The following is a 17127-nucleotide window of genomic DNA, read 5'->3' as shown; positions in this document are numbered from 1 at the left end:
CTATTATTTTTGAGGTTCTATTAATGGAAAATGAGACAGCATACCCTTAAGATCATCAGTAAAGACAACTTTGTCGTTTTTATTTAATATTTCTTCCATGGTTTCTAAGTATAGTCTGTTACGTACTGCTGTGGGTTGCTGAGCATACTCTTTATATATTGCAAGAAATCTTTGGGCATTACCTTCAGCAGCGTTTACTACTTCACTTTCATATGCTTCTGCATCTAACTTAATCTTTATGGCTTCACCTTTGGCTCTTGGCACAACCTGATTACGATATGCATATGCTTCGTTAATTAGCTTTTCTTTATCAGCTCGTGCACTTTGTACATCTCTAAAAGAACTAATAACTTTTTCTGGAGGATCAACCTTTTTGAGTTGGATTGATAAAACTTCTACTCCCATGTTATAGTGATCAAGAATATTCTGTAGTAAAGATTTGGTTTCTTGTGATATTGCAGCTCTTCCTTTACCTTCAATTGCAAAAGAAATTGAACTCTTTCCAATAATTTCTCTCATTGCACTTTCTGCTGCATTTTTTACTGTATCCCCAGCTTGATTGTCTCTTACCTTGAATAAATAATTATATGCGTTATTTATACGCCAATGTACGTCAAAATTAATATGAACAATATTTTCGTCTCCTGTTAACATCACACCTTCACCATGTCCTAATGTGTTATCTACGTGAAAACGTGAGCCTATTTCTTCTCTATTAACAGTTTTTACTTTTAGTTTAGTAACTTCTCCGATAGGTGATGGAAGGTGGTAACGTAATCCCGGTCCTACAGTGTTGTAATATTTGCCAAATATTAATTGTACAGCTTCTTCTTCTGGCTCCACTACATAAAACCCTGATCCCATATATAGGAGTAAAAATGTTAATATTGCAACTGTTAGCTGTAACTTGCCGTTACCATTAGGTTGGGTATTTTTTTTGTTTTTTAAAAACGAGTTAAATGTGCTACTAAATTTTCCTATAACTTTATTGATGTCATTTGAGTTTTTATAGTTTTTAGGTCTATTATTTTCTGTGGTATTATTATTGTTCCAAGGATCATAATCATCAAACATAATTACCCTAACCTAAATGTTAAAAATATGCTCAATACCAACTTAAGCATCCAACTAGTTTATACAATAAAATTTGAAATCTATCAATAGAGATTCTTGGCTTATTAATTCACACCTAAAGAAATAACTATTTGACATAAATTTAAGTATTTTATAGTTTATTAAAAATTGTAATATGTCAAACTTTAATTTTAACATATTATTTAAAAGTGAAATGTATCTTATGTATTGATTTTGCTAAAAGCATTTTTATCAATCTAAGTTAATTAATCATATAAAAAGTCAATAATTAAATCACAAAATAATGAGATGATTTTACTAGAGTAGAGCTGATATGTAACATGAAAAATAGATAAGTTTAAAATTTGTTTATTTAATATCTTTTAATATTTTAATAATATTATTTAATATTTGCTGATTTACTTTATAAATTAAATTTGCTATATATGCTGTTAAAAGTTGAACTTATACTTAACGTTGTGAGTTGGTTGTTTAATATTAATTAATATTAAATTGACTTTTTAGTAGTTTGTATATACAGATTGATATTATAAATAATAATATATTGTTTTTTTTAATATTAGTTTTTTCTAATGGAGTTAGTTTAACCATTTTGTGTATAAAAATAATTGATATATTAAAATTTGCAAAGCTGGTTAATTTTAGTTATGAAATAACAAACAATGCGCTATGCTATAAACTAATTTTTAGGAAAAATCTTTTATTTGTTATGGTGTAGATAAGGATGAACAAGAGTCTTTTTATCTCTTAAGTATGTGTTATTCATAGATTATTGGGGGTTTTAATGGTAGGTTATATAGGTAAATGTTTTATAGGAAAAGCCTTTTTATTTTTAGTACTATGTATGTTAGTACTACCAGGCATTAGTAATGCTAGTGATCCAAGTCAACAACAAAATAATGATGATGCAGTTACTAAGGTAATATGTAATGTTGTTGTGTTTGTACAAAGATTAGGGTTACCAATCATGACAGGGGTAATATTAGGTTCAAGTATAATGGCAATATTTGGAAGACTTCCATGGCCAGCTATAGTAATGCTTGTTGTGTTTACTGCAATATTCTTTGGTGCTGGTAAGTTAATTTCTAGATTTGCAGGTGGGGTGCAGGGGATATCAGACGCTAAGAAATTTGATTGTACAGATATTGCAGAAAAATAATACACTAATTTGTGTAACTACTACTGTGATTTCTGAAAGTGTAATAACATCAGTTTGTATGTAATATTTGATAGTGTTGCTCGATATTATACCTTGTATGATTATACATAGGTTATAATCCGAGTAATACTATAAAGTTTATTAAAGTATCAACTGTATTGGTTTATGTTATGTTTATAAATTAATTCTATGATTTTATACATATCTGTGATTTTTTTACTATTTTGCAATTAGTAATAAAAATTATATTAAATATGTATTTTTTTAAAGTTAGTTGATCTGAATTCTTAACATATCTTTTTTTGTAGTTTAAAGATGTACTAAATTGATAATATAACCCTAAAGATTATAGTAATTTCTTCTTTGTTATGTTGTGTAGTTTTAGTTATTGTTGCTATTTTATTTAGATGAAAAATGTGTGAAGGCACAGTCACTATAAGAGTATTTTTTTTTATTCATTTTAACGTATGTGGATTGTACATATTTGAAGAATTTTTTTTGATTGATAAACACATAATACATGTACTATGTGAATAATAAAATGACTGTGTATTGATTATTTATACAAGTTCCTTATTTGATTTTATCATGTGCTACATTTAAAGTTTAGAATGTAATAAAACTTCTGACTATAGCAGGTATGTTCCAATATTTTTTATTGATTTTGTAACTTAAAAGAGCGGTTTTAGAAAGATTTATAGTTTTGAGTTAGCTATTGAATAGTTTATTTTATGTGTTAAATATAGTCATGCTTAAATGTAAAAACTTTTTGAGAAAAAATCTTTTTATAATCATTATTTTTCTTTAATTAATACTAATTTAACACCTACTAAAAATTGTATTATTGTCTATATTCCAATTGTATTTTTATATATCAAAATAATTTTTTTTAAATATAACCATTTGCTGCATCAATATGTAACTATAGTAATATTATATGGTATCACTAATTTATTATAAATTAACAATTTTATGGTGTACTATGTAAACTTGTTATAGTTTGAGGGTATTAGTGTTTTTGTTGTAATGATTATACTGATTATAATACTTGATGTATTTTCTTATAATATAGAAAATCGACAGTAAAATGATGCGCTTTAGATGGTATAATGTATTGTATCTTGATTACTAAAGCTCTACGTAATATATTATAACATGTGATAGATAAGATTTAAAATATTATGTCTGTAGCTAAACGTGTATAATGTACTGTAATTAGTACATGTTTGTAATGTGTAATAAAAAGAGAAAATTATAACTATTATTTATCATATAAGAAGTAAGCATCATTAGCTAAAACTAATATGGACTTGAGATACATTAAGAGGTGTACGCTTTATAAGTGTATTTCTTACATGAGAAAGTGTAGAGTTTATACAATATTTGGTATAATACAAGTGATTATAATCTATAATAAACAATGGAATAATGAGAGTTTTTGTAAGTTGATGTTGGAGTGTGTATGCTTAGAATATTGTTAGTATTTTTGATGATTATAGGGTTAATGGGTAATGTATCTACTGCTGCTGCGGATAGTAATGCTAATGATGATACTGGTGTAACTAAAGTTATGTGTAATGTTATAAGTTTTGTACAAAAATTGGGTTTGCCAATTATGACAGGAGTGATATTAGGTTCAAGTATAATGGCAATATTCGGTAAGTTACCATGGCCAGCAATAGTGATGCTTGTTGTATTTACAGCGATATTTTTTGGTGCTGGTAAATTAATGACTAAATTTGCAGGTGGAGTAAATGGTACTCAGACAGGAGAAGTTTGTCCTAATAATGGGGGGGGGCAAAACCAGTTAGTTAAATGAGTATCTCAACTTTAACAAACATATATATGTTTGTTAAAGTCTTTAGTTCAACTATATTTAGTATGCAGTATTTATATAATATGTAAAAGTTTGAGAAATATGTGGTTGATTTTTTAACTTGTAAAATAGTAGATAATATTATGTTTGTAGATCTGCTTTTTTGAATTGCATTGTTATGTAAATTTTATCTAAAGTTAGTACTAATATTAACTTTGTGAGATATTAGTATTTGATAATAATGCTTGGTATAAATAAAGTATTAAATTTGTTTATAGAATAATAATTAGCAAAAGTGTATTTATGATATTTAACGAAATGTATATGATTAAATTTTTTTAGTATTTTTACAATCTTATATGGTTTATATAAGTAGTGTGTTTGTTGTCACTATTTCTTCTGAAGATTTCAGTTAATATTAAAGATCATACAAGTGTGACTTTAAATAATATGTAATGTTATAAATTTTGTACAAAAATTAAGTTTATCCGTTACGACTCAAATAATATTAGGTTTAAATATAATGATAGTATTTAGGAAATTGTCATGGTGAGCTATGGAATATTTATTGTATTTACAGAAGTATTTTTTGGTACTGGTAAATTGACAACTACATTTTCATAAATAAGGTAACAGCAAGGATATTTGTCATTAATACAAAAAAACTACATTAAGTGTTTCTATGAAATTTGGTATGCAAATGATTGATGCGCTACTTTATTAGCTTGAGTGTCTGGTTTATATGAAAGGCTATTGAGATTTTTTACTAATGATATCGTTTTGTGATGAGTTAGTACACAAGCATTAATATTAGGTATGCTTTTCTGTTTGAAGATAAGTAAATAGTATATTATGCAATTTTTAATGTAATAAAATATTTATGATTTATTAAAGAGTGAATTATAATAGTTGTAAATATTATGCTGGTTTTACATTATGGAGTGTGTATGATTAGAGTTTTGTTAATGTTTTTTGTAGTGATGGGATTGATAGGTAATATGACTAGTGCTCAGTTAGCTTCAAGTACTGGTTCATCTGCTGATGATACTGTAACTACAGTTATATGTAATGTTATAAATTTTGTACAAAAATTAGGTTTACCAATTATGACAGGAGTAATATTAGGTTCAAGTATAATGGCAATATTTGGAAAACTACCATGGCCAGCAATAGTTATGCTTGTCGTATTTACAGCGATATTTTTCGGTGCTGGTAAATTAATTAGTAAATTTGCTAATGGACTTGATGTAATGAAGGAGAATTCTAACGGAGAGATTTGTAAATGATGAATTGCAGTAGTTTTAATTTTTGTTATTCAAACTTATGCTATTAATATATTAGGGCTCGTTATATTCCTATATAAAATGGGGTAAAGGTAGCTTATGTAATCCTAATTATAATTTAACTTATTCTAATGAGTATTGCTTGAAAACATGTTGTATATAAACTTTAATTAATATATTTTCTTACTTGAAAAGTATGTGGTATTTGTAAAAAATTTGGTGTAACATAGTGACTATAATCTGTTAAATAAGATATGTAGTGAATGATTATTAATGGTTTTACTTATGGAGTGTGTATGATTAAATTTTTGTTAGTGTTTTTTGTATTTATGGGGTTTATGTGTAATATAGTTCATGCTCAATCAGCACCTGCAGCTACAAATGGTGATGATGATACTGTAACTAAAGTTATATGTAATGTTATCAATTTTGTACAGAGATTAGGTTTACCAATTATGACGGGAGTAATATTAGGTTCGAGTATAATGGCGATATTTGGTAAGTTACCATGGCCAGCAATAGTGATGCTTGTTGTATTTACAGCGATATTTTTTGGAGCTGGTAAGTTGATGCATAAATTTGCTAATGGGGTTGGTCAAGTTAAGGATACTGATAAGGATATTTGTGAAAAATATAGAACTGATAAGGCTGCAGGTGCTGTTATTACACATTAGGTATCATATTCATACTAAATAGGTGTTAATTTAATGTATAAATTTGTCTAAAAAAGTTATGCCTCTTTCTTAGTATTGTATTGCTACATTAATGTATTGTTTTTTATAACATGATTTAATATCAATGGGTTGTTAAAATTTGTATATACTTCATCAATCTTTCCTGGAAGCCAAAGTTGGTTTAGTAAGGGTCATGGTTGGTTTAAGGTGAACATATATAAGAAAATACAATGTTTATTGTATATATTTAGCAAATATGCTTTTAATTAATAAGGATGATGATAAATATTTGATAAAATAAAGTGAATTATTTGGTAGTATATGTAGTTTATTAGCTAATAATCTAAGATGAGATGTGGACATAGTTTAGTTAGTATTTTTTATGTATAAAAGTTGGTATTTTGCTTTCTATTGTTATCATGTGTAGTCTTTTTATGTTTTAAGGATATGGTATTAGTTTTGTGAAAGTGGGTATATATTACTAATATCAGTAGCATAACAAAACATTGCTTATTTTATTTTTTTAGTATTTTAATAAGATGTCCTAATAACTTACATGATTAGGGTGTTGCTGTGTAATAAGGTCTCTACAAGATTTTTTTTTGTGGTAGATCGGTATGTATTGATAAGTTTCTGTAATCTATTGCCGTTGATAAATATCAAATTGTAAGTTTTATGATATTAGTTTTGGAGTAATATTTTAATTGTAGTATATAGTGTTTTTCTGTATATGGGTATGATATAAGTTTTATAGCGATAGTCACTTTGTTGTTATTTATATATTAATGTTAGTAATTGATAAAATGGCATAAAAGTAATTTTACCAACTTATGAATATAGGGTGGGTTTTATATGTGTTGTGTCATTTGTCCAGTATGTTTTAGGTATATGTGCTATAAATCACTTTTAAACTTAGTTGTAATTAATAATATTCCAATAATCAGGATGTTAAGAAATAAGAATTATCTATGACAATATAAAGTGTTTGATATAGGTATGGGAAGTTTCTTTAGACTTGTTATAATTAAGTAATATTTTAAAATTAAATTATAAAACAGGTATATAAGATTTAAATATTTGTTAAATATTGTTTTATAATTAAACAGTATTTTAAGTTTTAACTGGTCATGTGGTGTTAAGTAATTGAAGAGGTATACTATTATGAAGTTGTGGATGGATTTGTCACAGTAAGTGTGAGTGTAGTAATGTTGTTGTGTTTTTAAAAAATAAATATATATTCTGTAAATATAAAATTCTTATTTTATAATAGCTATTATGTGACATAAATTTTAGTAGTGTTTTATAATATTGTCTCTTTGTAATTTACTTATTATGTTATAGCCTGTGTTAAGTGTAGTGTATTGATATAGATTACTCTAATGAATTTGTACAATTTTGTATTTTCAAGTCTTTAAATCGGTTGTATTTAATATAATTTTTTAGTGTAATATTAAGGTTAGTATTAACCTATTAGTAGTAGACTTATCAGTGTATGTATGTTTATTTTATAGATTGTGATGTTGTTATCTGTGAGTCATTTATTTTTATTTTAGAATAAATAAAATGTTAATTTTATGTCTAGATAATGGTTAGGTGCATATTGTTTGTATGTATATGTTGATCGATAATGAACACTTTTTTTTGATATTATTATAGGTTTAAAAATGAGGTTTCTTCATGTCTTTTATTAAAGAGATAATAGGTAATTCTGATGTAGATAATTGTATTATGAAGGAACATGATAATACCTATAATAAGGGAAATTTTGTTCCTGCAGCTTGCCATTATGATGAAAATACTATATTAAATAAAAACGGGGAACTTTTACAAATAATAAAAATTGAAGATTATGTACTTAATACACAAGATACTGACTTAAGAACAATTGTACGCAATAGTATTGCCAGTAGTGTTACTACACCTGAGGTTTCTTTTTGGATATATACAATAAGGAAGCTACATAAGTTTGATCTTTCACGGGAGAGTATAGATGATGTGTCTGATGTGATTCATGAGACACATATGAAGTATGTAGGTCAGCAAGTTACGTATATTAATGAACTTTATATTGCTGTAGTAACACATAATCTGCCTGAGAATATAAAAAGTCTTTTAGGAGCTTTGTCATTTCCGTATGTTAAAAATAAACATAAAGAATTCTTAAAAAACAAGTTGGTTAGGTTGAATAAAATTACTGGAAGTATTTTAGAAAATTTAAAAGGGTTTGAAGCAAGGAAATTAGGATTATTACCAAATAATGAAGGTAAAACAAGGTCAGAGCTGATAGAATTTTTTTTCTATCTGACTACAATGAGGTATAAGGAGTGTTTGCTTGATGTTGCTGACATTGCTGGCGTGTGTGCATGTTACGATATTAGCATGGGGTTTAATACATTTAAAATATCGGATCGTGATAGTCATAAATTTGGTGCTATTTTAGCAATTAAGGATTATCATGAGTCTCCGTTAGATTCAGTAGATGGGTGTTTACAGCAAAATTGTGAATTTATGATTGTAGAAATCATGAAATTTACGAAGGGTAAAAATGTAGTAAAGTTCTTCCAAAAGCAAGCTCAACTTTTAGAGGTAAGTAATGATGTTCATTTGAAGCAAGCAACTAATATAGATGAATTTGTATCAACTGATGTGAGTTCCTGTTTGAATTTCTGTGAACGCAAAATTAATTTTGTTATAGCATCTGATACACTACAGCAACTTCAAATAAATATAAATAAATTTATCATTTCATTATCATCACTTGGAATCTTATGTGTAAGATCTGATTTGACAATGGAAGATGATTTTTGGGCGCATTTACCTGGAAATTTTTCTCATGTTTTAAATATTAGATATACCTTAACTAAATATGCTTGTGCATTTGCTTTGTTACATTATTTCCCTTCAGGAGCATTGCAAGGAAACAAATGGGGGCAAGCAATTACTATTTTTTTTTCAAATAAGGGAAGACCTTACTTTTTCAGTTTCCATGTAAAAGATAGAGGACATACTTTAATGGTTGGTAGTCCACAGTCTTCTGTTACTGTATTATTACATTTTTTATTATTAGAATCTAGAAAATTTGATACACGAATTATCATATTAGATTATAGGGGAAAGTCTATTATTTTTACTAAAGCTATTAATGGAAAATATTATAGAGCAGATCATAGACCAGATCATCATGAAGTATCATTTAATTTTTTTCAACTTGAGGATAGTGATGTAAATCGTAAGATAATTAGTGGTATTTTACAAAGGATGTCATGTGTAAATGTAGCAAACATGTCTGAAGAGATGAGAAATACTATTGATGAGATAGTAGAGTACATATTTAGTCTACCTATCGAGGATAGAAATATAGGCAGTATTACTGATCATGTTAGTAGGTTAGGTAAAAATGCAAGTAGGTGGGTAAATGATGGAGAATTTGCTCATCTATTAAAAGATGGTGTAAACATTGATTGGAGTGCAAAGATTTTAGGTCTCAATGTTGGAGTGGTCTTATCTAATCCACAATGTGCTGCTGTTATAATATATTATTTTTTAAGTATATTGGTGAATTATCTAGATGGATCTCCCACGATTTTAGTAGTAGATGAATCATGGATTTTAGATTACGTTTTTACCAGTGATCAAGAACTTGATGACTGGGTTGAAATGATGTCTCAATTAAATGTTGTCATTATTTTTTCTGGTGAGAATATTCCAGCTGTTGTGTCAAGTAGTGTAATTTGTGGTTTTAATAAACATGTTGAAACACAAATTTTTATGCCAAATTCTGTATCAACTAATAAATTATATATGAAAGCCTTTAATCTTTCAAAAACAGAATGTAATACTATGTTTCAGATGCCATCTCAAGAAGGGTATTTTTTTGTGAAACAATGTAATGTTTCTATAGTATTATCATTTCAATTACCTAATATACCAGAAGCTAATGTGTTAACAGCTACTCAAGAAACGATTCGATATATGTATGAATCTATTAATAGTTGTGGTAATGACGCTAAGGAGTGGTTACCTGCATTCTATAGCAAGTGTAATAAGTAGTTTTAATTCTAGAAATTTTTTTATATACTAATTGCAAATATTTAATATGTAATAGCAATAGCTCGGTTGTTTAATTAGTTTTAGGCTATCAGTTATATTAAGAGATTATGTGTAAGATACCTGTCAATAGTTGTAGTAATAATATTAAGGAGTAGTTTTTGCATTATATATAAAATAAATGTAGTAAATAGTTTTGTTTTTAAGTTTTTTAATTTGCTAATTGTCAATATTAGTATGTAATGATAATATCTACTATCTTTATCTTAAGAAACTATTATAGGCTTATGTAATAGTTGTAGATGTTGATACATGGTTTTTGTATTTATAAATAAGTATAAGAAATTAGTTTATACTGATTTTTCTTTTTTTTGATTTTTTTCGTTATAATGTTACTGCACGATACTAATAATTTAGTCGTTTCATTATTAGATATATATATAACTTGTAATTATTATAGTGGTATCAAAGATTGATTGCTTTCATTTTATAATAAATATAGTAGATATTTTGTGATTCTTAAAATTTTTATCTATTATAAATATTAATATACAGAATAATAATTATGTTACCTAATAGTTAAGAATGATGTGCTTGTGAATACTAAAAACATTTAATGTTATCTGTTAATAGTTTAGTGACTTAAGAAGTGATTAGCTACATTTATAATGTTAGATTATGCTTAATTATTGAAAAATTAGAGATTCGACTAGTTGAATAATTGGAATGTGTAATTTATGTAACTGTATTAATAGAAGTATTAATTGTGTGAAAAATATTAGCATTTTTAAAATATTAATATATGATGGAATCAGATTATAATACTTTTATTTATCAGTAACTTTAAAAATATTGTTACATGTAATGTGAGTTGTTTTCATGATTACATATGTAGTATTTGTTTGGTATAGATCGTATAGTAATAGTCTTGCTTAGTTGTTAAAATATATGTCTATCTCTGTAAGTTACTTAATAATCTAAATATGATATGACATTGAGAATAGAATATGTCATGTCAATATATTTAAATCTTTAGATTTGTAAACAAAAAAGTAAATTTTGTTATTGGTACAGAAAACCTACATAAATGTAATGGTTTATTAGTGTTACTGTATAATGAATATTATTGCTGATATTATTTATAAAGGTATGTAAACAAGATAGCAATTATAAGAAACTGTTTTCTTATGTTTAGGTATAGCGTTTGTGGTAGGTTATATTTTTTATAAATTTCTACTGATAAAAAGGTATCATACTATAGATCTTTCATAAAAAAAATACCGCTATTATTCCGTCTGTTCATAGATATGTAGTGTTTATCCTGTAACATTAATGAATTTGTTACATTTAACATGATATATAATAATATTCTGAAAACGTATTTCAGGGATAATAGTTCACTTTTATAGTCTTAAATTTATTTGGAGATATTATGTTTTGTAAGAAATTTTAGTTGACATATATTATGATATATCCTCTTATATGAAGGAATTTTCATATAATTTTGTACCTCTTGTGTGATAAAAATTGTGTAAATAACTTTTGAATTAGTAATTAATAAAAGTCTTATGAGAATACAGCATTATAGCAGTGTAATTTTATTATTAATAATTTTGATAAAGCCATTGTTATTGTATGCTGATACAGAAAAACATATTGGCCAACTTGAAATGGGATTCTATATGGTTGGTGAAAAGGTGTTTGTTGGAGATAAAGTTTTTCATATGTCTTATTTTACAAGACGCTCTATGATTAATCATGAAGGTTATTATGGATTACATTTTCTTGATTATTATACTCCACTTGATGATGCTGAGTCTCGTAATGAGTCTGTTACTATAAGATTTGCTCAATATAATCTAGATAATCGTGAAAAATATTATGGCCGTTATTTAAATGGTTGGTATCCAGATGAAGAAAATAAATTAATTGATAATTTAAATATTCCTCGTGACAGAAGTAAACGTAATTTTGCAGAACATGAAGTCATGTTTATAGCATTGTCTTCTTATTGGGGAAACGTTACATTGCATACTCTACCTGTAGGTAGTTGTAAAATGTTATATGGAGGTAGCACTTTTTATGATTCTATTGCTGTGATAACTTTTAATGAAATGATGAAAGAACATGAGTATGTCTGTATATGCTTTGTCAAGAATTGTAGTTCTAAGCCTGTAATAGAATCATGTGATTTCAAAAGTTTGCACTGTACTCGTAGAAAATTACCTGTGAATCCTCCGCCATTTTGTGAAATGTTTGATATAAAAAATATAGTAACAATTGTGCCTTTGGCGTTTTCCAGCCAAACCTTCTTTAAATCTGGTGCACGAGTATATATTCGTGCAGGATCTGAAGTACCTCATGTGATAGATTTATATGCAAAATCTTATAAAATAGGTGAAAAAAGCACTTATAATATTGAGTATAAAGGAGTGCCATATGTATTTCAGGTTTATAAGAAAGGATATGATACAGTGTGTGTTGACTATACAGATAATGGTATACCTGAAAAAACGGTTTGTGTTCCTTCCCCAAGTTTGGTGCGTCCTAAGATAAGTTTTAGTAATAATAGTGTTAATATCAAATATCAAGATTGTCAGGATTCTCCTGTTTGTGATGTTAATGTACCAGTAGGTACACATGATAAGGATTTATCATTTTCTGTAATAAAGCCTAAAATTAACAAGGATGATTATACATTATTGACTGAGTATAAATGTGCAGATGGTCAGGTAGTATATGATGCAAATAAGTGTCCTGATATTAATTCAGTTAAAAAATTAGGATATGCTCATGATGATAATGGTAATGTAACATGTGTTATTAATATGCCATTTGTTCCTACTGTATACTCTATCAAAAAAAACAATAGGGATCTATGGCTACGTAGACATGAAAACATGTTGCAAGGTTATGGTATAGTTATAGAAAAAACTGTAGATGGTAAAAAGAGTGAAAAATATGTACAATGTGATTATAAATATGCAATAGACATTACTAAGCTAACGCAAGACCAGCTTGCTCAAATGAGAAGAATGAAAAGTGTATTTTTTAATATTCCTGGTCACTACAATCCTAAAGATAGGGCATGTCAAGGTAGTGTAATATATAAGTATGATAGTAATAGGTTATATGAAAAAGGTAAGGAGATATCTTGCAAAGATGTTGTTACCTGGAGTGATGAGCAAAGTACTTTTTATGGTTGTAGTTCATTATATTTCAATGATGATGATTTTACTGATTTCTTTCATGAAAATAGTGATGTACAAAATATAAAACCTCTTAATCCAATATTGCAAGGTATGTGTGTTAGTAATTTTCCTTCTAATACATATAGGATTAGAGAGAATAGAAAAGTATTACCTACAAGTTATTCATTGCGTATTAATGAGAAGAAAACATCGTGTGATTTTATAAAGATAGAAGTATGGGGTGGTGGAGAGTCTGGATCAGTAGGATCAACCAAATCTGGCAAGGCTGGTAACTATATTATGGGAGTGTTAAAGTTAGATAAAAGTGTAATGGATAAGAGATTAATAATTGATATAGGTGCTGGTGGTAAGGGAGATCGTCATTTGAGTAATGCTGGTGGTAATACTAGTGTCAAATTGTGTACTAGTGATAATGGTAGCGATTGTGTGATAAGTTTAATCGCCCAAGGTGGAAGTAAAGGAGATGATTATTTACAAGATAAATCTTCTGGAACTAACTTGCTTGCTCATTATAGATTATTTTCTGGACATCGTAATGTGGAAGAGGATGAAATACTAATACCATATCAAAATCCTGATTTATTTGAAGGTAAAATATCAAAACAAGCAGAAGAATGTATGTATCGTAATCCAGAATTGGAGAAAAATTCTAATAAATATCCTGGAGCTGGTGGTTGTTCTAGTGTTCATACAAATGGACAAGAGGGTGCTAATGGTATTGTGAAATTGACTTGTGAAAAATGGTCAGGTACTCCAGGTACAATAGAACTTGAGGATGAGAATGCATGCAGTGCTGCTCTAGTAACGTTTATAGAGGAAATTAATCACTCAAAAGATTATCTGCCTGAGAAAATAAAAGAATTTTTGAAAAAAATTAGTCAAATAAGTATTTGTAGAGAATTAAAGAGTTTACCAAAGTTAGTATCAAGCTTGTCTGGATATTTTATGTCAGTAAAGACTTTATTAACTGACACACCTAATTATCCAGCATTAATAAAATCTCGTAAAAGCTTATTAGCAGAGTTAAATGATAGTAAAGTTAAAGAAGCCTTAAAAAGGATAGGTATTGATTATTCACCTGATATGACACTCTTATATATTGATGCACTTGTTTTTAATTTTGGTGCTAATGTTTTGAATAAACCTGGTCAATATTTATTGAATTACTATGTTGCAGCTAATGATGATTCTTCAGTAGGTATTGATGATAGTAAAGTGGTGCCAGATGAATTAGCATTTGCAATGAATGCAACTAGTAATCGATCAAAATCACGTGATTTTAGTGTTAGAGTAAGTGATCAACAATTTATAAAAAAATATAGATCATTTATTGAAGCAATGGAAATGTATACTAGAGATAAAAAACCTGGTCATAGTAAAGAAAACAATAATATTGTGATGTCGTGGATGTATAGTTTCTTTAAAGCTGATAAACGTCTTTTTGATATATATGCTCACCTTTTTGTTGAATTAATGTTAGGTATGGACCTAATTGAATTTATAGAGTGGTATCATTGTTCCGAAGATATACTGCAGTTATTTAAACAAATAAATCAATATAAACAGAAGTTACCTTTAAAAGTACAAAATTTTATTACAAAAATTAGCGGAGAAGATAAATTTTGTAGTGAGATGTCTCGATATATACAAGTTAATCAATTGTTGCATCACTATGCAGACAATATGAAGCATTTTATAAACAGTATTTTTCAAGATGATATTAATAATTTTTCATTTATGATGCATGATATGAAGTCATTAATTAGTCAATGGAGGGACTTTTTAGGTAAATCAGACATACGAAACATTTTTACTAGAGTAGGTGTAACAGAAAATAATGATGAAATAAGGTTATTATTTGATGCAGCTGTACTTAATAATATATTATCAGAATACAATGCTTCTGAAGGCTCTATACTTGATCAGTTAAGAAACTCTAGAGTAGGAAGAGATGCGTTGACTGTATTAGATTTTCCTGGGGATTATCTTTTTATGTTACAAGATAATTGTAATAAAATGGAGTGTGGTGACAATGGTATTTATAGATTTGACATCGTCTCATTGTGGACCTTTGTAGCATTTTATATGGATGATAAGTTTAACGACAAACATTTTGAGTATTTTATTAAATTAATGTTAGATCAGGATCTACAAAAGCTTAGTGCTGCTAGTAAAAAGTCTACAGAACAAACACTTACTGAGCTTGTTGATAACATTAAGAAATATAGGAATAAGTTGTCTGAGGCGGCGAATAATTTTATCGATAAAATTAGTACTCATAGATTTTCTGGCGAACTTGTACAATTTCCAGAGTTGGTAGATTTGTTACACAAATATGAAATGTCTATACGTGATTTTATAAAGGGATTAGCTGATGTGTCTAATAGTGATGTAATGAGTAGTTTAGATGATACATCAAAAGTATATAAAGAGTTAGGTGATATATTAAATAAAGAGAATGTAAAAAAGGCTTTTGCTAATGCAGGTATAAAAAATTCTGTTAATGAAATAAGATTGTTATTTGATGCAGTAATAATTAATTATCTACTTTCAGATTTGAATCCATTTAAGAAATTACTTATTGATGTTAAGACAACATCCAGTATAGATAGAAAAATGCAAATAATGAAAAGCATAGGTAATGTTGATTTATCAGTTTTAAAACAAGATGTCGTAGACATGGCATATGGAGAACATAGTAACCATAGGTTTAATATAGTGGTACTTTGGTGTTATATGATAAATAGTCAGTATTATTATCGTGATTTTGCTGAAAGGTATTTCAATCCTCTTGTAAAGTTAGTATTAGGAGAAAATATAAAAGAGTCTACTAGTGAGAGAAGACAGTTTACTAGGTTTATTAATAAAATTAGTAAATACAAAGAGAAGTTGCCTGATGGTATAAATGATTTTATTGCTAAAATTAGTACTAAGGAATTTTATAATGAACTTATACAATTACCAGAATTGATAGGATTATTAGACAAAGAAGAAACATTAATGCGTAACTTTATAAAGGAATTAGTTAATTTATCTAATAATGGTGTAATAAATGCTATGGATAATATATCACAAATGACTGAAGAATTTAATGATATATTAAAGGCACCGAAAGTAAAAAAGATTTTTGCTAATATAGGTTTGACAAAATATCAGGAAGTGAGGTTATTGTTTGATGCAGCAATAATCAATTATCTCCTTGCAGAATTATCCCCATTTAAAAAACTAGTGATTGATATTGATAAGACTCCCTATTTGCAGAATTTGATAATTAACTCAATGATAACGATTCACCAGATTGATTTACAGAGTTTTACACAAAATATATTAAACAAAGATGGGAAGTATAATGAACATAGGTTTGATATAATTGTACTTTGGTCCTATATGTTTTATCGGGCATATTATTATGATGATTTTGCTAATGAGTACTTTAATCCTTTGTTAGAGTTTGTATTGGGAGATCGTGTACCTAATCTTCGTAAATAGTTTAATATGAGTATAAGATCGCGATAAAAATGCGGTTATGTAGTATTTGTGAATTTATTATTAGTATTAATCATTTCCTACTTATTTATTCAGGTGATAAATGTGTGATTTATAAGATTTTGTATTACTAGTTTTTTGAAAAAAGTGAATTAGTTATGATGTGATAAGGAGTTACTTTTTGTAATGTTATTATAATACATATCATAATAAGTACTATTAGCTACAATTGTCTGATTTCGATATGTTTAGTAAGAAAGTTGAAGTAATGTGATCATTTAAACTTTATTTATACATTTATGAGTTTGTTGTATTTGCTAATGATCATAAATTCTAAGTAATAAGTTTATATATA

At 27.4% G+C, this 17127-nt stretch carries 7 protein-coding genes; 6 read left to right on the top strand and 1 reads right to left on the bottom strand.

The window, feature by feature from the left end:
* Positions 1 to 3: 3 nt before the first annotated feature.
* Positions 4 to 1074 (bottom strand): FtsH protease activity modulator HflK, encoded by a 1071-nt coding sequence (hflK, locus tag ERUM_RS04335; RefSeq protein ID WP_011155482.1) that lies wholly within the window; start codon positions 1072 to 1074, stop codon positions 4 to 6.
* 805 nt (positions 1075 to 1879) lie between these two features.
* Between hflK and ERUM_RS04330 the strand changes: the two genes are divergently transcribed.
* The 6 genes from ERUM_RS04330 to etpE all read left to right on the top strand — a co-directional run bounded on the left by ERUM_RS04330 (position 1880) and on the right by etpE (position 16775).
* Entirely contained in the window at positions 1880 to 2254 is a 375-nt protein-coding gene (locus ERUM_RS04330; protein ID WP_011155481.1) for a TrbC/VirB2 family protein, read from the top strand.
* A 1462-nt stretch (positions 2255 to 3716) separates the two neighbouring features.
* Entirely contained in the window at positions 3717 to 4073 is a 357-nt protein-coding gene (locus tag ERUM_RS04325) for a TrbC/VirB2 family protein (protein WP_011155480.1), read from the top strand.
* A gap of 944 nt (positions 4074 to 5017) precedes the next feature.
* Complete coding sequence (locus tag ERUM_RS04320) at positions 5018 to 5356, top strand: TrbC/VirB2 family protein (RefSeq protein WP_011155479.1); 339 nt, start codon at positions 5018 to 5020, stop codon at positions 5354 to 5356.
* 293 nt (positions 5357 to 5649) lie between these two features.
* Complete coding sequence (locus ERUM_RS04315; protein ID WP_011155478.1) at positions 5650 to 6027, top strand: TrbC/VirB2 family protein; 378 nt, start codon at positions 5650 to 5652, stop codon at positions 6025 to 6027.
* Positions 6028 to 7704: 1677 nt separating this feature from the next.
* Positions 7705 to 10077 carry a VirB4 family type IV secretion/conjugal transfer ATPase gene (locus tag ERUM_RS04310; RefSeq protein ID WP_011155477.1) on the top strand — a complete coding sequence of 791 codons (2373 nt, stop codon included), beginning with the start codon at positions 7705 to 7707 and terminating at the stop codon, positions 10075 to 10077.
* Between the two features lie 1565 nt (positions 10078 to 11642).
* Complete coding sequence (gene etpE / locus ERUM_RS04305) at positions 11643 to 16775, top strand: entry-triggering protein EtpE (protein ID WP_011155476.1); 5133 nt, start codon at positions 11643 to 11645, stop codon at positions 16773 to 16775.
* The last annotated feature ends 352 nt before the right edge of the window (positions 16776 to 17127 follow it).

The organism is Ehrlichia ruminantium str. Welgevonden, from assembly GCF_000026005.1.
Classification (GTDB): Bacteria; Pseudomonadota; Alphaproteobacteria; order Rickettsiales; family Anaplasmataceae; genus Ehrlichia; species Ehrlichia ruminantium.
The sequence above is the reverse complement of the archived record's forward strand: the minus strand, read 5'-3'. Positions and strand labels throughout refer to the sequence as shown.